This is a genomic window from uncultured Thiodictyon sp. (genome assembly GCA_903837595.1).
In the GTDB taxonomy this organism is placed as follows: domain Bacteria; phylum Pseudomonadota; class Gammaproteobacteria; order Chromatiales; family Chromatiaceae; genus Thiodictyon.
Genome location: CAILVI010000405.1, coordinates 1 through 18,256 on the forward strand (window position 1 = coordinate 1; position 18,256 = coordinate 18,256).

Consider the following 18,256-nt stretch of genomic DNA (forward strand, 5'->3'; position numbering starts at 1 on the left):
CCACGACACCGTCGCCGCGACCATCCAACGCCTGGCGCGCAACGTCCGCCTCGTGTTTGACTACCTACGCATGACCGAGAACTCCCGCCGCCGCCCGCGGCCGTTCCCAGCACTAGCGGGCTAGAACGGATCTCCCGTGGCCCCGAGGCGCTGCCCTATTGCGGCGACGCCAAGCGTCTGGCCTATATCTACGCGCGGGCGCGTAACCGGTACAAGGACACGCCGGTGTTGGGCAAGGATGTCGGCGCCAAGGTCCGTAGCTTCTGGATCTATACCAAACTGGCCGAGAAGGACCGGCTGCATCGCCAGGTACCGCGCAAGCAATTCGTGGACGGCGAGGGCTTTCTGTATCTGCGGCGCAGCCATCGGCTGAAGTTGGTCGATGAAGAGGCGCTGGCGCTGAAGCTCGCGAACGGCCGTTTTGCCCTGCGCCGCGATGCCCTGTCCCGGTGCCCGCGAGCACTTCATCCGCTGGTACAGTGAGCATGCACGCGCCTGGCTGGGGGGCCGGGTCGCCGACGATCAGTCGCGCATGGAAGTGGCACCTGCCGGCGTGAAGGTGCAGGACCTGGGCTACCGCTGGGGCTCTTGCGGCAAGGGTGATTGGTTATACTTTCACTGGAAGCCCATCTTGCTGCCGGCGCGCATCGCGGAATAGGTGGTGGTGCATGAGATCGCCCACCTGCGCGAGCCGCACCACACACCCGCATTCTGGCTGCGCGTCGAGCGCGCCATGCCTGATTATGTCCAGCGCAAGACCTGGCTGGCTGAACACGGAATCGAGGTTGAAGGGATCTGAGGTTGATCGTGCAGCGAATTTCCAACCTGCGACTAGCGGATGACGGAGGGTTTCATGAAGTCTGACAACGAACGTGGGTCGACGATCGGGCGCCGGTCCGTGCTCAAGGGGGTGGGTGCACTCACCCTGGCCCCGTTACTCTTGGGGCTGGGCGGCGATAAGGGGTATACCCTGTCCCCGGCGGTGGATGCGGACCGAGACATGGCAAAATACCGCACCAGGCTCGTGCTCCTGGGCACGACCGGCGGTATGACCTGGTGGCCGGGCTCGAAACGCGCCAGCGCCTCGCAGGTCCTGATGGTCGGGGACGCGATCTATATCATCGATCTGGGGTTCGGCTCCCTGGCCCGCTTGGCCGAGGCCTTCAACTTTGGGCAGTTCATCACCTACGAAGGCCACCCCATGCAGTTGGAGCTCAGCTCCTTTCTCACCAATCTGCGGGCGGTCTTCTTCACCCACATGCACATGGACCACCTCGGCGACTACCCGACCTTTCTGGAGATCGGGGCCAGAGCCGGTTTCGGCTCCAAGGAGAAGCTCCCGATCATCGGTCCGGGCAACCGGGGGCGGCTCGAGGAAAACCACTCCGGCTACACTGGCACCATCATCGAAGCGCAAAGCCGCGACCCCGCACTGGTCACCCCCAGCCCCGGCATCAAGCGGACCACGGAGCTCCTGTTGCAGGCCTTCGCCACGACCTTCAATGACAGTGCCCGCGACGAAGGGTATCCGGATATCCCGAAGATCATTGATGTGCGAGAGATCGGCGATCCGAAGGTCATCCCCTGGCCACCCGGCTTCAAGGTTCCGGACCCGGGCAAGCCCTGGTCCAGGGACGACACCTGCCCCGCCATGGAACCGTTTGAGATTTATCGCGACAACCTGGTCAAGGTCAGCGCCATCCTGGTGGATCATTACCAGTTGTATCCGACGTTCGCCCTGCGCTTCGACACGGCTGACGGCTCGCTGGTGATCTCCAGTGACACCGGACCGGACACCAAGGGCAATCTGCAGAAGTTGGCCAAGGGCGCGGATGTGCTGGTGCACGAGGTCATCGACGAGGCCTGGGTGGATGTCGCGTTCAAGGGGGTCAAGGAGGGGGACCCGGCGTATGCGCTCTACCACCACGCGCTCACGGCGCATACCCCGATCAAGGACGTGGGCAAGGTCGCCGAACAATGTGGGGCCAAGACCTTGGTCTTGAGCCATATCGGTCCGGCCAATACACCCATGGCGCGACTTAAAGAGGCGCAGCAGGGGTTTTCCGGAAAGCTGATCATCGGCGAGGATCTATTGCAGGTCGGCGTGGGCAAGCCGCGCGGCTGAGGCAATTTCGGTCGCGCACCAACGAAGCCATTGCCTGCGTCATCAATTGATGGGCCTGCGAGTCATCTCTCAGGCCCTTTTTTTGGCGCGCTGATCTTGCGCCGATGGGCGCTCCAGTTCATGCGCCGGGGTCCGGACTGCCGGGTCGGGTATCATCGCGCACACGCCGCTTCCCCACCCCTGGAGTACCGCTGATGCGACGCCTGATGATCCTGCTGTTGCTCTGCTGCTGGATCCTGCCCAATGCCAGTCATGGCGCCACACCCGGCCCCGCAGCCTACCCGCGCATCGGGCTGGTGTTGAGCGGCGGCGGCGCGCGCGGGGCGGCCCATGTGGGGGTGCTTAAGGTGCTGGAGGAACTGCGCATCCCCATCAGTGTGGTGGTTGGCACCAGCATGGGCGCCCTGGTCGGTGGGGCCTTCGCGAGCGGCGTGAGCCCGGCGCAGATGGAGCAGCACTTGAGCTCCGCGGACTGGAACCACCTGTTCGTCGATGACCCGCCGCGGGCCGATTGGCCCATCAGGCGCAAGGAGCAGGACCAGCAACCGGCCTTCGACTTCAGCATCGGCGTGAATGCCAACAAGCGCCACTTACCCAAGCACACCGTGACCGGGCAAGCGCCCCAAAAACCGGCCGGGACCTTCTTGAGCGACCTGATCCAGTTGCCCCAGGGCGCCCTGGCCGGCCAGAAGGTCGAGCTGTTTTTCAGCGACCTGGTGAATAACGCGCAGGGGGTGCGGCGCTTCGATGACCTGTCGATCCCGTTCCGCGCCGTCGCCACGGACCTTGAGAACGGCGACATGAAGGTCTTCGACTCCGGTGCGCTTCCGGAGGTGATGCGCGCCAGCATGTCGGTCCCCGGGGTCTTCGCCCCGGTGGAGATCGACAACCGCCTCTATGTGGACGGCGGCCTGGTGCGCAACCTTCCGATCGATGTCGCGCGCCGATTGGGCGTCGATCTGGTGATCGCGGTCAATCTGGGGAGCCCCCATCTGCCGCGTCGGCAACTCAATTCGGTGGTCGGGGTGATCGGGCAAATGGTGAGGCTCTTCACCGTGCAGAATGTGACTCGCTCGCTCAAGACGCTACGCCCCGGCCGTGACATTTTGATCTCACCCGACCTGGGTGACATTGGCGCCGGCGACTTCGCTCGCGCCACCGATGCCATCCGCATCGGGGTCGCCGCCGGACGCGCCGCTGCCACGCGCCTGCGGCACCTGAGTCTGAGCCCGGAGGACTGGGCCGCCTGGCGGACGAGCCACCGGCTTCCCGCCCCGGATAGCGCCCCGATCACTGAGGTGACGGTCGCGGGCCTGAACCGGGTGAATCCGGCGATATTCAAGGCGCTCATCGAGCACCAGCAGGGGCGGCCACTGGCGCCGGCGCAGTTGGATGCGGACATCTCCGCGATCTATGGGCAGGGTGACTTTGCCAACATCAACTATCACCTGGATCGCCAACCTGGGCGGCCGGGAGAGGTGTCCGGGAACGCCAACCGCCTGATCGTCAATGCCCGTGAGAAGCCCTGGGGACCCGGCTATCTCACCTTCGGGGCCGGGATCATGACTGATTTCGAGGGCTACACCGCGGTCGGGTTGCATGGGACCTATCGGCGCGCCTGGGTCAATTCACTCGGTGCCGAGTGGTACACAACCGCCCAGCTCGGCAACACGGCCGATCTCTACAGCGAGTTCTACCAACCGCTCGGAGTCGCCGGCCGGACCTTTATCGTGCCGAGCCTGGGGATCACCAGCACCCCGCTCAGCGTCTTTGCGGGCAATTCACGCATCGCGCGCTATGACGTGACCCGCAGCACACTCGCTCTGGATTGGGGGATGAAGCTGTTCGGCCCGAACGCGCAACTGCGCCTGGGCCTGGCCCTGAGCACGGTCATCACCAGGAAGGACACCGGCACCCCCGTGCTCCCCGAGGCGACACGCAACGAGAGCGGGCTGCGCGGGCGCTTTGTCTATGACACCCTGGACAACGCCATGTTCTCCCGCCACGGGAACCGTCTGGTCTTTGATTCATGGGCGCCCCAGCGGGCTATGGGGGCGAATCAGACCTTTAACCGGGTATCGGGTTCCTGGACCGCGGCCGTCAGCCGGGGGGCCAATACCCTCAGCACACAGGTCATGGGCGGCGCGGCCATCGGCAACCCCATGCCCTACTACGACCAGTTCGCACTGGGTGGCTTCCTGCAATTGTCCGGTTATCCCATCGAGCAATTCCGCGCCAACCGGTTCGCCTTCGGCTCGCTCGTCTACGCGCGCAAGATTGCCAGCCTGACACCGCCGCTGGGTCGCGGCATCTATCTCGGCGGCTCGTTGGAGGTCGGCACACTGGAGCACACCGATGCAGGATGGACCCGCCCCGGGACCCGTTTCGGCAGCAGCCTCTTCCTCGGGGCCGATACCTGGCTTGGCCCCGCGTTTCTGGCCCTGGGTATCGCCGGGGACGGGTCCACGACTACCTACATCATGGTCGGACGACCCTGAGCCCAAGACTGCCCCGTGAAATCCATCCAGCATTTGGCCTCACCACTGCTGCGCTGATATGAGCGGTCGGTCCTTGGACATTCATCCGGTCAGATCCCGGCTGACATTCGTCGCGGCCTGGGGGCCGCTCCGACGGCGTAGGAGCGGCCCCCGGCCGCGACCAGGCACCGCGAGGTTGGCGGTCAGAGTATTAGTCAAAGCCATCCCGTCCAGGGGTCGGGGTTCGCATCGCCGGCTCGGGTATCATCGCGCAGATGCGCCCTTGCGCCACCCTGTCCCTGGAGTACCGCTGATGCGACGCCTGATGATTCTGCTGTTGCTCTGCTGCTGGCCCCTACCCAATGCCACACATGGCGCCCCTCCCGGCCCCGTCACCCACCCGCGCATCGGCCTGGTGTTGAGCGGCGGCGGAGCCCGCGGCGCGGCCCACGTGGGGGTGCTCAAGGTGCTGGAGGAACTGCGCATTCCAATCAGTGTGGTGGTCGGTACCAGCATGGGCGCGCTGGTCGGTGGAGCCTTCGCGAGTGGCGTGAGCCCGGCCGAGATGCAGCAGCGCCTGAGCTCCGCGGACTGGGACCAACTGTTCGTCGATGACCCGCCGCGGGCCGATTGGCCCATCCGGCGCAAGGAGCAGGACCAGCAACCGGCCTTCGACTTCAGCATCGGCGTGAATGCCGACAAGCTGCGCCTACCCAAGGGCGCCTTGACCGGGCAAGCACCCAAGCAAGCGGCCGGGGCCTTCTTGAGCGACCTGCTCCAGCTGCCCCAGGGCGCGCTGGCCGGTCAAAAGGTCGAGCTGTTTTTCAGTAACCTGGTGACTGGCGCGCGGGGGGTGCGGCGCTTCGATGACCTGCCGATCCCGTTCCGTGCCATCGCCACCAACCTGGAGAACGGCGACATGAAGGTCTTCGACTCCGGTGCGCTGCCGGAGGTGATGCGTGCCAGCATGTCGGTCCCCGGGGTCTTCGCCCCGGTGCGGATCGACCACCACCCCTATGTCGATGGCGGGTTGGTGCGCAACCTCCCCATCGATGTGGCGCGGGGCATGGGTGTGGACCTGGTGATCGCGGTCAACCTGGGGAGTTCCTATCTGCCACCGGAGCAATTGAATTCGGTGGTCGGGGTACTCGGGCAGATGGTGCAGATCCTCACCCAGCAGAACGTGGATCGCTCGCTCAAGCTGCTGCGTCCCGGCCGGGATATCTTAATCTCACCCGACCTGGGTGACATTGGCTCAGGCGACTTCGATCGCGCCACCGATGCCATCCGCATCGGGATGGCCGCCGGACACGCCGCCGCCGCGCGCCTGCGGCACCTGAGCCTGACCCCGGAGGCCTGGGCCGCCTGGCAGGCGAGCCACCGCCACCCCGCCGCGGATACTGCCCCGATCACCGAGGTGACGGTCGCAGGCCTGCACCGGGTCAATCCGGCCGTGTTCAAAGGGCTCACCGAGCACCAGCAGGGACGGCCACTGGATCCCCAGCAGTTGGACGCGGACATCTCCGCGATCTATGGCCAGGGTGACTTCGCGAACATCAACTATCACCTGGAGCGCCAACCGGGACGCCCGGGAGACCCGCCCGGCAACGCCAACCGTTTGATCGTCAATGCCCGCGAGAAGCCCTGGGGACCCGGCTATCTCACCTTCGGGGCCGGGATCATGACTGATTTCGAGGGCTACACCGCGCTCGGGGTGCGTGGGACCTATCGGCGCACCTGGGTCAATCGACTCGGTGCCGAGTGGTACACGACCGCCCAACTCGGCAGCACGCTCGATCTCTACAGTGAATTCTATCAACCACTCGCGGCCTCTGGAAGCACCTTTATCGTGCCCAGCGTCGGTATCGCGAGCACCCCGCTCAGCGTCTTTGCGCGGGACACACGCATCGCGCGCTATGATGTCACCCGTACCATACTCGCCCTGGACTGGGGGACGAAGCTGTTCGGCCCGAACGCGCAACTGCGCCTGGGCGCGGCCCTGAGCACGGTCGTCAGCCGGGAAGACACCGGCACCACCCCATTCCCCGAAGGGACGCGCAACGAGAACGGACTGCGTGGGCGCTTTGTCTATGACACCCTGGACAGCGCCTTTTTTTCCCACCACGGAAACCGTCTGGTCTTTGAGGCATGGTCGCCTCATCGCGCCATGGGGGCGGACCAGAGCTTCAACCGGGTGTCCGGGTCCTGGGAGGCGTCCGCCAGCCGCGGGGACAACACGCTGAGCCTGCATGTCATGGGCGGCGCGGCCATCGGCAATCGGATGCCCTACGAGGACCAGTTCGCACTGGGTGGATTCCTGCAATTGTCCGGCTATCCCGTCGAACAATTCCGCGCCAACCGATTCGGCTTCGGCTCGCTCGTCTACGCCCGCAAGATTGCCAGCCTGCAAGCGCCGGTGGGCCGCGGCATCTATCTCGGCGGCTCACTGGAAGTCGGCCGACTGGAGCATACCGATCCCGGCAGGACCCGACCCGGGACCCGTTTCGGCAGCAGCCTGTTCCTCGGTGCCGATACCTGGGTTGGCCCGGCGTTTCTGGCCCTGGGTATCGCCGGGGACGGGTCCACCACCACCTATGTCATGTTCGGACGACCCTGAGGCAAAGACAATGAGCATCAAAGAATACCGGACGGCAATCCAGGCCCGCGGCGGACTCCTGGTGGTCAAGGACGCCCCGGGTATCGCCTTCGGCGACCGGGTGCGGATCGAGAACCACGCGGGCGCAGTGCGCAACGGGCAGGTGATCCGCAGCGCCGACAGCGAGGTGCTGATCCTGGTCTTCGAGGGCACCGACGACCTGGATCTCGACCATACCTGGGTGCGTTTCCTGGACGAACCGGTAGAAATAGCCCTGTCACCCGAGCTGCTGGGTCGTGAGTTCAACGGCCTGGGCGAGCCCCGCGACGGCCGCCCGCCGATCCTCGCCAACCTGCGTCGGCCGGTGAGCGGTTCCGCCATCAACCCGGCCGCCCGCACCTACCCGCGCGAATTCATCCAGACCGGCATCTCGACCATCGATGGGCTCAACAGCCTGGTGCGCGGCCAGAAGCTGCCGATCTTCTCCGGCTCCGGGCTGCCCCACAACCGGCTCGCCGCCCAGATCGTGCGCCAGGCCAAGCTCAAAGACGAGGACACCAGCTTCTCCATCGTTTTCGCCGCCATGGGTGTCTCTTACGCGGACGCCCGCTTCTTCCGGGAGGAGTTCGCCAGCTCCGGCGTACTGCGCAATGTCGTCATGTTCATCAACCTGGCGGACGATCCGCCAGTGGAGCGCCTGACCCTGCCACGCACCGCGCTCACCGCCGCCGAGTACCTGGCCTATGATCTCGACCGCCATGTACTGGTGGTGATGACCGACATGACCTATTACGCCGAGGCCCTGCGCGAGGTCGCCACCGCCAAGGGCGACGTGCCGGCACGCAAGGGCTATCCGGGCTATCTCTATTCCGATCTGGCCGAGATCTATGAACGCTGCGGGCGCATTCACGAGCGCCACGGCTCTATCACCATGATGCCGGTGGTCTCCATGCCGTCGGATGACATCACCCACCCCATCCCCGACCTTACCGGCTATATCACCGAGGGTCAGATCGTACTCTCGCGCGAATTACACAATCAGGGGATTTACCCCCCGGTGCATATCTCACCGAGCCTGTCGCGCCTGATGAAGGACGGCATCGGCAAGGACGACACCCGCGAGGATCACCCACGGGTCGCTGGCCAGATTTATGCGCTCTATGCCCGCGCGCAGGAGACCCGCAACCTCGCCTCCATCATCGGCGCGGATGAACTCTCCGAGCGCGACCGCCGCTTCCTCGCCTTCGCCGACGCCTTCGACCAGCGCTTCGTCGGCCAAGGCGAGTCCGAGGACCGCTCCATCGACGCGACCCTGAACCTTGCCTGGGAACTGATGAGCGCCTTCCCGCGCGACAGCCTCACGCGTATGAACGAGACCGATCTGGCGAAATATTACACGGGGACGGATTGAGCGCCCCGTGCCGCTTGCCCCCCACGGGCATCTCAAGCCCCGAAGGGGCGCGACATAGCAGCCCAGGGCAACGCCCTGGGGTAACACCAGCCAACCCATCAGCCCTTAAGGGGCGTGACATTTGGTGTCGAACATGACCCTGGTCCCAACTCCCATCACGATCAGCGACCTCTACGAGATCGACTTCAGCCGGTGGCTGTTCGAGAACGCCGCCCTGCTCCGCCAAGGGCGATTCGCCGAAGCGGACATCCCCAACATCGCCGAGGAGTTGGAGTGTCTTGGACGCGGCGAAAGACGGGCCGTCGAAAACCACCTCGTGGTGTTGCTCCTACACCTGCTCAAGTGGGAGCTTCAGCCCGAGCAGCGCAGCCGCAATTGGCGGGCCTCGATCTACAATGCTCGGGACGGTGCCAACGACCTGCTCCGGGACAGTCCGAGCCTGGTCAGCCGCGTCCCCGAACTGGTTGCGGAGAGTTATGAGGAGGCCCGCGACAACGCTATCCTGGAGACGGAGTTGCCGGAGTCCTCTTTTTCGGAGGTTTGCCCCTATACTGTCGAACAAGTGTTGGACGAGACATTCTGGCCGGGGCCGGGCGGGGCTGAGCTACCATAAGGACCAGACACGAAAAGGCCACGAATTGCCGCAGCATGAACGCTGGAAATTACTATGCTTCGAGTGCTCTTCTGGAACATCAACGGCAAACCGCTGGCCGAACCGCTACGGCAACTGTGCGATGAACACGAGGTCGACCTGCTGGTGCTCTCGGAATGTAACATGCCGGCAGAAATCTTGTTGCCAACACTCAACCGCGATAGTCATCGCACCTTCTGCGGTGTCTTCAGTTTGTGCGAGCGAATTTCGTTGTTCAGTCGGCTTCCGCCCGAGGCGATCATGCCGGTTTCGGATGATAGGCGCTACTGCTCGATCCACGCCGTCGCTCCGCCATTCGGGAAAGAAATTCTGCTCGTGGCCGCGCACTATCCCAGCAAGTTGCATATGTCCGATTCAGATCAGTCACACCTGATGCCGCGCATCGCCATGCAGCTACAGGAAGCCGAAGCGCGCCGCGGCCATACCCGAACAGTCCTTGTCGGCGACCTCAACATGAACCCCTTTGAGACGGGAGTCTGCGGCTCCGAAGGACTTCATGCAGTGATGTGCAAGCAGATCGCAAAAAAGAAAACGCGCAAAGTTTACGGCGAAGAACGCAGGTATTTTTACAATCCGATGTGGAATTTTCTCGGCGACGAGACGCGCGGCCCGCCCGGGACATATTATTACGATTCGGGCCGGCCCACGAATTACTATTGGAATATCTTTGATCAAGTCCTGTACCGGCCCGCCTTGCTGGAGGACTATCGCGATCATGACGTCAGTATCATCACCGCTGTCAACGGCGCAAGCCTGTTGCGCAACGGGCGACTAGCAAAGGAGTTTTCCGATCATCTGCCTATCACCTTCACCGTCAGAACCTAGAGCGAGGCCAAGACAATGACCCAAGCAGTTACCCAAACGGTAACCCCGGACAGTATCCGCCCCGTTGCGAATCTTTGGGGGGCTCTCCCCGAGGTCTCACCGGTTCTTGCCCCTGTCGCGATCCTGCGGGAACAGGGGCAAATGCTGGCACAGGCGACGAAAGGCTTACTGTATGCTGACGCCCGAATTCAGGCCGACCGTTCTGGTTTTGAGGTGGCGATGCGCATCGTCGCACCGAGCCTCAATAACTACACCTACGAAATCCTCCGAGTCGGACATGGCGTTGAACTTTACCCTGCCTGGGTAACAGCCGACGCCGAGCCAATCGAATGCCGCGACGAACGAGCATTTGAAGAGGCCGTGGCAAAGGTTCTCCAATCGGATCGCGTCCGCCGGGCGATTTCCGGACTATTGGCACAGATCCAAGCGAACTGATGTATATAGTCGTGACCCAGTGCGCACTATGCTCGATCCGGTCTGAAAATACGTAGCGTTGCAGCGTAGCGACCTCTAATCCATGCCCAAGACACCCGACGAACTCTTGTCTGCCGCGCCGCAGTCCCCCATCACCTGCGACACCTGCGCCGCCGTCTGCTGCCGGCTCGAAGTGCTGTGCATCACCGAGACCGGAGTCCCTCGCCGTTTCACCCGCTCGAACCCGGGGGGCGTCGCGTCGATGGACCGCCTGCCGGACGGCTGGTGCGCCGCGCTGGATCGCGACACCCTGCGTTGCCGCATCTATGCGCAGCGCCCGCTGATCTGCCGCGAATTCGATGAGGGCGGACCTGACTGTATTGATGAGCGCGCAAACTGGGCTGGCGACTAACCGCTGCATCACCGCCGAGACACCATGACCCAACCACTGATCAAAGTCCCACCCACTAAGAACACCCTGCTCAAACTCAAGAAGCAGGTCACCTTCCTCGAGAACGGACACGATCTACTGGAACGCAAGCGCGAACTCCTCACCCGCCTGGTCTACGAACGCATCGGCGAATACCGCAGCCTGCGCGCGCAGGCGCAGGAGGCACTGGCGGGTGCCTTCCGCTGCTTGAGCCTCACCCACCTGCGCATGGGCAGCCGCGGTATCCGCCAAGCGGCCTTCGGGGCCGAACCGGCGCTCAAGGTAGACATACTCCCGCGGCGCGCACTGGGCGTGGAATACCCCGCGGTGACGGCGCAGCGGTTGCCGCTGAAACCCGTGGGCCTGCTCGGCACCGACGCGAGCTTTGACACCAGCCGCGACAACCTGGCCAACGCCGCCGTCCTGCTGGCCCGCCTGGGGGAGGTGGAGACCGCCCTGCACCGGCTGATGGAAGAACAGCGCAAGGCGCAGAAGCGGGTCAACGCGCTCAAGTACAACATCATCCCGCGCTACCGCCGGACCATCCATTTCATCCAGTCGGCCTTGGAGGAGGATGAGCGCAACACCCTGTTCCAGGTGAAGCTCCTGCGCGAGCGAACCAGCGCCTGAGGTTCACAAGCAGGACGGCAATCCGTCGGCCAGACTCGGATAGCGCAGGCGCAGCCCCAACTCCTCGCGCAGCTTGCAATTGCTCAGTCGCCGAGACTCGGCGAGATAGGACAGCATCGCCGCCGAGACCTGGCCCGGCGCCTGCGCCAACGGGATCAGGGGCGGCCGCGGCAGGCCGGCGGCGTCCGCGATGGCAAGGAAATAGTCGGTCATGCTGCTCGGGGAGTCGTCACAGGCGTTGTAGACTGCACCGGGTTGGCCGCGCTGCATGGCGAGCATGCAAGCCGCCACCAGGTCATCGACATGGATACGGTTGCTGAAGGGCGAATCCTCCGAACGCACCATGGGTACCCCCTGACGGATGCGCTCTAGCGGCAGGCGCCCCGGGCCGTAGATCCCGGCGACCCGCAGGATCACGAGTTCACCCCCGCTCACCTCACTCCAGCGCCGCAGGGTCTCTTCGGCGTCCCAACGGCGGTGCGACCGGTCCACACCCGGGCGGGCGGGCCAGGACTCGTCGACCCAGGCCCCGCCGCAGTCCCCATAGACCCCGGTGGTACTGATATAGACCAACCGCCGCGGCTGGCCGGCCCGGGCGAAGGCGTCGACCAGGCGGCGCGTGCGCAGGTCCTCGCGCCCCTGATCCGGGGGGGGTGCCAGGTGGAAGACCAACGCACCATCCAACGGCAGCGCGTCCAGGTCGTCGCCCGCCAGGTCGGCGCGCCAGGCCGTGATCCCGGCCGCAGCGAGCCGCTGCGCCCCCGCCTGGGTCTGAACCACGCCGAGGACCGGCTGACCAAGCCCCAGGTATTGGCGCGCGAGCGGCGTGCCCACATATCCACAACCAACGATGATCATCTTGCTCACTCAATTCACTCCACAGCGCCGACCGCCTTGCTTTCGATGCCCTGAAGCGGTCAAACTCGTCGCCAGACCGGGGGTTGCCCCGACCAAGTCCTTAAGGATCGACCCGATGCGTCCAGCCCGAACCGGCATCGCCCTCTTGTTGATGTCCCTGCTCGTCGCCCTCCTGGGTGGCGGCTGCTCCTCGACCCCCATCGTCGCCTCCTCCTGGAGTGACCCCACGGTCACCCCCAGGCCCTACCGCAACCTGCTGGTATTCGGCATTGCCGCGAACGCTCGAGTCCGAGACGCCTATGAAAACAACTTCGTCGCCGCGCTGCGCCAACAGGGGGTCAAGGCGCGCGCCGGCCATCGCCTGCTACCCGCGGGCGGTCTGGGCGATGTCAAGGCGGTCAAGAAGGTGGTCGAACAATCGGGGGCCGACGGGGTCATCGTCACCCACCTGGTTGGCGCACGCGCCCAGACCGTCTATATCCCGGCCGGCACCTATGTGAATCCGAACCTCTACGGCAGCCTCTACCCTTATTACCAACGGGTCTATAGCTATGTCACCGAGCCCGGATATTACGCCACCTACCCGGTGCTGCAACTGGAGACCAACCTCTACGACGTCCCCCGTCAGAAACTGCTCTGGTCCACCCGCTCCGAGACCATGGACCCGGGCTCCGAGAAGACCACCATCAACGAGGTGATCGAGTCAGTGACGGACAGCATGGACAGGGCCGGCTACCTGCCCCATTAGTACCGCGAAGCGGAACTCCCGGTCCCACTTCGTCGGTCGAGCGGGCGGCGGGAAATTGGACTGGATTAACAGGATTGCGCAGGATTAACAGGATTCCCAGCTGCAATGCCCAGCACGAGCAGTTCCTGTAAATCCTGTTAACCCTTTCTATTTCTTGATCTCACGCTGACTCCCGGATGGTAGCGGGATCTGCGCTTCACTGTCTTCGTTCACACCTGCTCAACCGCTGGCAGCGCGTTGAGATCGAGCGGCGCACCAAGCGCCACCCCGTCGAACTGCACCTGCCCGTCGCCCCCCAGCCGCAGTCGTCCCTGCGCGAACCAGCCGACCGTGCGCGGGTAGAGCCGGTGCTCCTGCACCAGCACCCGCGCTGCCAGGGTCTCGGGCGAGTCCCCCGGCAGCACCGGGAGGCGCGCCTGCATGATCACCGGGCCACCGTCCAACTGCGCGGTGACAAAGTGCACACTTGCCCCATGCGCGCGCTCCCCCGCCTCCAGTGCGCGGCGGTGGGTGTGCAGACCGGGGTACTTGGGCAACAGTGACGGGTGGATGTTGAGCAGGCGCCCAGGATAGCGGGCGACGAAGGCCGGCGTGAGGATGCGCATGAAGCCGGCCAGCGCCACCAGGCCGGGGTCATGGCGGTCGATCGCCGCGGCCAAGGCCAAGTCATAGGCCGCCCGGTCCGGATAGGCACGATGATCAAGAACCTGCGCCGGGATACCCGCCGCGCGCGCCCGCTCCAACCCCCGAGCCCCGGGCTGGTTGCTGATCACCGCGACAATCCGATAGGGCCAGCGCGACTGCTCCGCGATCAATGCGCCCAAATTGCTGCCGCCCCCGGAGATCAACACGACCACCGGCAGCAGAGCGGCAGCCGCCTCAGTCATGGTCGGCCGCGTCACCGTAGACCACCCGCGGCGCCCCCGTGGCGGACTCGATCTCACCCAGCACCCAGGCCTCCTCCCCGGCAGAGCGCAACATGGTGAGCGCGGTATCGGTATCCTCACGCGCGACACAGAGCACCATGCCGATGCCGCAATTGAAGGTGCGGCGCAGCTCCGCCTCGGTGATGCCACCCTGGGTCTGGAGCCAATCGAAAACCGCCGGGCGCCGGAAGCTCGCCATATCCACCCGCGCCTGGGTCCCCGCCGGCAAGACGCGCGGCAGGTTCTCGGTGATCCCGCCGCCGGTGATATGGGCCAAGCCATGCACATGCAGCGCCCGGGTGAGCGGCAGCACCGAGCGCACATAGATGCGGGTGGGGGCGAGCAGCCGCTCACCCAGGGTCGCCCCGTCCAGGTCCGCTGCCAGATCCGCCCCGCTTACCTCGATCACCTTACGGATCAGGGAGTACCCGTTGGAGTGCGGCCCGGAGGCGGCGAGCCCGATCAATTGGTCCCCCGGGCGGACCCGCTCGGGCAGGATCAACGCCGAGCGCTCGGCGATGCCCACACAGAAGCCCGCCAGGTCATAGTCCCCGGCGCTGTACATCCCGGGCATCTCGGCGGTCTCCCCGCCGGTCAGGGCGCAGCCCGCCAGTTCGCAGCCGCGGGCGATGCCGGTGATTACCGCGGTGGCGACCTCCAGTTCCAGCCGGCCGGTCGCGTAATAATCCAGGAAGAACAGCGGCTCTGCACCACTCACCAGGATATCGTTGACACACATGGCCACCAAGTCGATGCCGATGGTGTCGTGGCGCTTCAGCGCGATGGCCAGCCGCAGCTTGGTACCCACCCCGTCGGTCCCGGAGACCAGGACCGGCTCCCGATAGTCCCGCACGGGCAGTGCGAAGAGTGCCCCAAAGCCACCCAGGCCGGATACAACCCCGGGGCGGGTGGTGGCGGCGGCCAGTGGCTTGATGCGCTCGACGAGGGCCGCACCGGCGTCGATATCGACGCCGGCATCGCGGTAACTGAGTGATCGGGAGGGTTGTGGTTCGGTTTCCTGGGACACGCGGGGGCTCCGGTGGGGTACATGGTGTGATTCTACCCGCAACCCGCGCCCGTCACCGCCTTGGACAGCGCGGCCCCATCGGGCTAGCATATCGCTTTAGAGCCGATTACCGGCGCCATCGGTCTATCCAACGTGAGGCCCAGCGACATCCCAAACATCATCAGTGCGTTGCGCCTGGTCGCCGTGATCCCGGTGGTGTGGCTGTTGCTGACCCAACAATTTGGCTGGGCACTGGTGCTGTTCGCGGTCGCCGGTATTTCCGATGGGGTCGACGGCTTTCTGGCGAAAGGCTACGGCTGGCAGAGCCGGTTGGGCGGAATCCTCGACCCCTTGGCGGACAAGGCCCTGCTGGTGAGCTGTCTGCTGGTCTTAGGCTCCATGGGCCTGATCCCGGTGTGGCTGGTGATGGCGGCCATCTTTCGGGACCTGCTCATCGTGGCCGGGGCACTACTGTACAACTACCGGGTCGAGGAGCTGGAGGCCGCACCGACCCTGAGCAGCAAAATCAACACCCTGTTTCAGATCGTGCTGGTGATCGCCGCGATCACGGACGCCGGACCCATGCCGATGCCCAACTGGGTGATCACGGCCCTGACCTGGGCCTGTCTGATCACTATCCTGGTCAGCGGCGTGCAGTATGTTCTGGTATGGTCGGCCAAGGCCCGCAGCCATGGTTGGCGGGAGGAGTAGACGGCGCTCCAGAATCGCGTGCGGGCTCACCTCCAAGAGGGCGCTGTCGTCGGCCATCAGAAGCGCAGTCGCACGAAGAGCCGCTCCGGGAGGTGGCGGATAATGAGCATGATCCCGCGCCAGAACCAAGGCGTGTAGATCACGGAGCGCCCCCGATCCATGGCCCGGACGATGTCTTGGGCGACCCGTTCGGGACTCGCCCACAGCGGCCCCTTGGCAAAACCCGCCGTCATCGGCGTGTCGACAAAACCCGGTTTGACCAGCAGCACCTGCACGCCGCTCTTATGCAGGCGTTGGCGCAGCCCCGACATGAAGATCTCCAGCGCCCCTTTGGCGGCCCCGTAGGCATCGTTGGCCGCGCGGCCGCGATCACCGGCCACCGAGCCGATGGCGACGAGCTGACCGTGGCCCTGGCGCTCGAAGTAAGCGGCGGCCGCGTTGAGCACCACCATGGCGCTGATGGCGTTGACCTCCAGCGTCAGGCGCAGCAGCGCCGGATCGGTCTCGACCTGGGTCTGATCCGGCAGCAGGCCGGCGGCAAACAGTACAGTGTCGAGGCTGCCGAGGGCTTGGGCGGCACGCGCGACGATACCGTTCAACGCGGGACGGTCGATGACATCGAGTTGCTCAATCGCCACTTCAGCGGCACCGCGAATCCGCAAATCCGCCGCGATCACTGTGAGTCGTTCGCCGCTACGGCCGGTGAGATAAAGTGATGCGCCCCTCGCAGCCAGGTGACGCGCCAAGTGCTCAGCAATCGCTGAAGTTGCTCCCAAGACTAACACGCTTGACGCACGCTTCAGACCAGAGATGCCGTGTAATCTCTTGTGATTTCCGCCAATGGCGATAACATTATGACGGTCATTTTTCATTAATTGAACCTCTGCACGCGCTCAATACTCGGATGATGCGCGAAGACGCGGCAAGAATCCCCGCGGATGTGTTCTGACAGACCGAAGACTAAAGCGGGTTGTGCCATACCTTTGCCTGTTGCAGTGGTCACGGCGCAACCCAGAGCGTGGCCAGGATGACAATGCCGGCGCTGAGTGCACCAATGAGGAGGCTCACGGGATCACGCAACGCGAACACCACCGGGTCATCGTGCATCTCGCCGCGGTGGGTCTTGAACCAGAGGCGGCTGATCCAGTAGAGCAGCAGCGGACAGACCAGCCAGAGCGCCTCGGGGGTCGCATAAAGGCGCTGCGCCGGGGCGCTGTCGATATAGAGCGCCAGCACCAGCACACAGGCCAGGCCGGCAGAAGTCCCCAGGCTTTGCACCAGCGGCAGGTCATCGACGTGCCAGCCGCGCCCGGCGGCGGTCAACTCACCGCGTTGCGGCAAACCCTGCAGTTCCGTGTAGCGCTTGCTGAGCGCCAGGCTCAGGAAGATGAACATGGAAAAGGCGAGCAGCCAGAAGGAGGCCGGAACCGCCACCGCGGCGGCGCCCGCAATCACCCGCACCGTATAGAGCGCAGCCAGCAGCATGACATCCAGGATAGGTTTGCGCTTGAGTCCAACGGAGTAGGCGCTGCTCAACAAGACATACCCCCCGAGTACCAGAGTAAAAGCCGGCGGTAAGACCAGCAGACTCAGGGTCGCGGCGGTCAACAGCAGAAGCGGCGTGAGCAGCAAACCCCAGGCCAGCGGCAGGTCACCGGCGGCGAAGGGGCGGCGGCACTTGCGCGGGTGGCGCCGGTCGGCGGCCAGGTCGAGCAGGTCGTTGAACAGATAGACCGCGGAGGCGCTCAGCCCGAAGGCGAGGAAGGCGAGAGCGGCGGCGAGCAGACGCGCTCCGTCGGTCGCCGCGTGCGCGGCAACCAGCGGCAGAAAGAGCAGCAAGTTTTTCACCCATTGGTGGGGCCGCATGGCGCGCAGCAGCGCCGTCGCGCGACCGTGCTGCGGCGCGAAGACCCGCTCGACCTCGGCCACGCGGCGCGCCGCGCGCTCCAACCCAGGCCCACCCACGACGATGGCCCGACGCGCCTCCCGCCACACCGGCAGGTCGGCATGGGAGTCTCCGACATAGTCGAAACCATCCTTGCCAAAGCGTTCAACCAACTCGAACGCCTTGGCCTCGCCCTTGAGATTGCGCCCCGCCTCGGTCGCCAACACCGTGTCGAACAGACCCACGCGCGCGGCCACCGCCTCGGCGATCCGCCGGTCGGCGGCCGTTGCCAGCACCAGCCGACGGCCGGCCGCGCGTTCGGCCTGCAACCAATCCAATAAGGGGGTATTGAGCGGTAGCACCGCGACGTCCAGTCGTGCGCTGTCGGCCACCCAGCCCTTGAATGCGGCACGTCCCCGCGCCAACCTCAGGACCCCGCGACCCAACGCCAGGGGGCGCTCACGCATCAACAAGAACAGCGATTCGAGCAAGCTGTCGGTGCGCAGCAGGGTGCCGTCGAGGTCAATGGCCAGAACAACATCGGTCATCCGTTCGTTACCTC

At 64.9% G+C, this 18,256-nt stretch carries 17 protein-coding genes and 1 pseudogene; 13 read left to right on the plus strand and 5 right to left on the minus strand.

Going from position 1 to position 18,256, the window contains the following annotated elements; genetic code table 11:
- Window positions 1-225 precede the first annotated feature (225 nt).
- The 11 genes and pseudogenes from QZY44_RS24110 to QZY44_RS24160 all read left to right on the plus strand — a co-directional run bounded on the left by QZY44_RS24110 (window position 226) and on the right by QZY44_RS24160 (window position 11,560).
- A complete protein-coding gene (locus QZY44_RS24110; RefSeq protein WP_295454052.1) occupies window positions 226-483 on the plus strand; it encodes a hypothetical protein in 258 nt (85 codons plus the stop codon).
- Window positions 437-799, plus strand: a pseudogene (locus QZY44_RS24115) (YgjP-like metallopeptidase domain-containing protein). The gene QZY44_RS24110 and the pseudogene QZY44_RS24115 overlap by 47 nt, the downstream one beginning before the upstream one ends.
- Window positions 800-853: 54 nt before the next feature.
- Window positions 854-2,125: an MBL fold metallo-hydrolase gene (locus QZY44_RS24120; protein WP_295454055.1), complete on the plus strand. Its 1,272-nt coding sequence runs from the start codon at window positions 854-856 to the stop codon at window positions 2,123-2,125.
- Window positions 2,126-2,319: 194 nt separating this feature from the next.
- Complete coding sequence (locus QZY44_RS24125; RefSeq protein WP_295454058.1) at window positions 2,320-4,623, plus strand: patatin-like phospholipase family protein; 2,304 nt, start codon at window positions 2,320-2,322, stop codon at window positions 4,621-4,623.
- Window positions 4,624-4,915: 292 nt separating this feature from the next.
- Window positions 4,916-7,219 (plus strand): patatin-like phospholipase family protein, encoded by a 2,304-nt coding sequence (locus QZY44_RS24130; protein ID WP_295454062.1) that lies wholly within the window; start codon window positions 4,916-4,918, stop codon window positions 7,217-7,219.
- Between the two features lie 10 nt (window positions 7,220-7,229).
- Window positions 7,230-8,609 (plus strand): V-type ATP synthase subunit B, encoded by a 1,380-nt coding sequence (locus tag QZY44_RS24135; RefSeq protein WP_295454067.1) that lies wholly within the window; start codon window positions 7,230-7,232, stop codon window positions 8,607-8,609.
- A gap of 133 nt (window positions 8,610-8,742) precedes the next feature.
- Window positions 8,743-9,222 (plus strand): DUF29 domain-containing protein, encoded by a 480-nt coding sequence (locus QZY44_RS24140; RefSeq protein ID WP_295454069.1) that lies wholly within the window; start codon window positions 8,743-8,745, stop codon window positions 9,220-9,222.
- Window positions 9,223-9,276: 54 nt separating this feature from the next.
- Entirely contained in the window at window positions 9,277-10,086 is an 810-nt protein-coding gene (locus QZY44_RS24145) for an endonuclease/exonuclease/phosphatase family protein (RefSeq protein ID WP_295454074.1), read from the plus strand.
- A gap of 15 nt (window positions 10,087-10,101) precedes the next feature.
- Window positions 10,102-10,521 (plus strand): hypothetical protein, encoded by a 420-nt coding sequence (locus QZY44_RS24150; protein ID WP_295454078.1) that lies wholly within the window; start codon window positions 10,102-10,104, stop codon window positions 10,519-10,521.
- 82 nt (window positions 10,522-10,603) lie between these two features.
- Window positions 10,604-10,912 carry a YkgJ family cysteine cluster protein gene (locus QZY44_RS24155; RefSeq protein WP_295454080.1) on the plus strand — a complete coding sequence of 103 codons (309 nt, stop codon included), beginning with the start codon at window positions 10,604-10,606 and terminating at the stop codon, window positions 10,910-10,912.
- A 24-nt stretch (window positions 10,913-10,936) separates the two neighbouring features.
- On the plus strand, window positions 10,937-11,560 hold the full coding sequence (locus QZY44_RS24160) for a V-type ATP synthase subunit D (protein ID WP_295454083.1): 624 nt from the start codon (window positions 10,937-10,939) through the stop codon (window positions 11,558-11,560).
- Between the two features lie 3 nt (window positions 11,561-11,563).
- On the opposite strand, the gene QZY44_RS24165 is transcribed toward QZY44_RS24160, so the two are convergent.
- Window positions 11,564-12,427: an SDR family oxidoreductase gene (locus tag QZY44_RS24165; RefSeq protein ID WP_295454085.1), complete on the minus strand. Its 864-nt coding sequence runs from the start codon at window positions 12,425-12,427 to the stop codon at window positions 11,564-11,566.
- A gap of 106 nt (window positions 12,428-12,533) precedes the next feature.
- Here QZY44_RS24165 and QZY44_RS24170 point away from each other — a divergent pair, with 106 nt between their 5' ends.
- Window positions 12,534-13,166: a hypothetical protein gene (locus tag QZY44_RS24170; protein ID WP_295454088.1), complete on the plus strand. Its 633-nt coding sequence runs from the start codon at window positions 12,534-12,536 to the stop codon at window positions 13,164-13,166.
- 209 nt (window positions 13,167-13,375) lie between these two features.
- Here QZY44_RS24170 and purN read toward each other — a convergent pair whose 3' ends face one another.
- Window positions 13,376-14,053, minus strand: a complete 678-nt coding sequence (gene purN / locus QZY44_RS24175) for a phosphoribosylglycinamide formyltransferase (protein ID WP_295454092.1) — start codon at window positions 14,051-14,053, stop codon at window positions 13,376-13,378.
- Window positions 14,046-15,119: a phosphoribosylformylglycinamidine cyclo-ligase gene (gene purM, locus QZY44_RS24180; protein ID WP_295454097.1), complete on the minus strand. Its 1,074-nt coding sequence runs from the start codon at window positions 15,117-15,119 to the stop codon at window positions 14,046-14,048. The genes purN and purM overlap by 8 nt, the downstream gene beginning before the upstream one ends.
- 132 nt (window positions 15,120-15,251) lie before the next feature.
- On the opposite strand from purM, the gene QZY44_RS24185 reads away from it, so the two are divergent.
- Window positions 15,252-15,809 (plus strand): CDP-alcohol phosphatidyltransferase family protein, encoded by a 558-nt coding sequence (locus tag QZY44_RS24185; protein WP_295454100.1) that lies wholly within the window; start codon window positions 15,252-15,254, stop codon window positions 15,807-15,809.
- A 56-nt stretch (window positions 15,810-15,865) separates the two neighbouring features.
- Here the strand turns inward: QZY44_RS24185 and QZY44_RS24190 are convergent, their stop codons facing one another.
- Both QZY44_RS24190 and QZY44_RS24195 read right to left on the minus strand, forming a co-directional pair.
- A complete protein-coding gene (locus QZY44_RS24190) occupies window positions 15,866-16,612 on the minus strand; it encodes an SDR family oxidoreductase (protein ID WP_295454192.1) in 747 nt (248 codons plus the stop codon).
- Window positions 16,613-16,808: 196 nt separating this feature from the next.
- Complete coding sequence (locus QZY44_RS24195; protein WP_295454103.1) at window positions 16,809-18,242, minus strand: UbiA family prenyltransferase; 1,434 nt, start codon at window positions 18,240-18,242, stop codon at window positions 16,809-16,811.
- Between the last annotated feature and the right edge of the window lie 14 nt (window positions 18,243-18,256).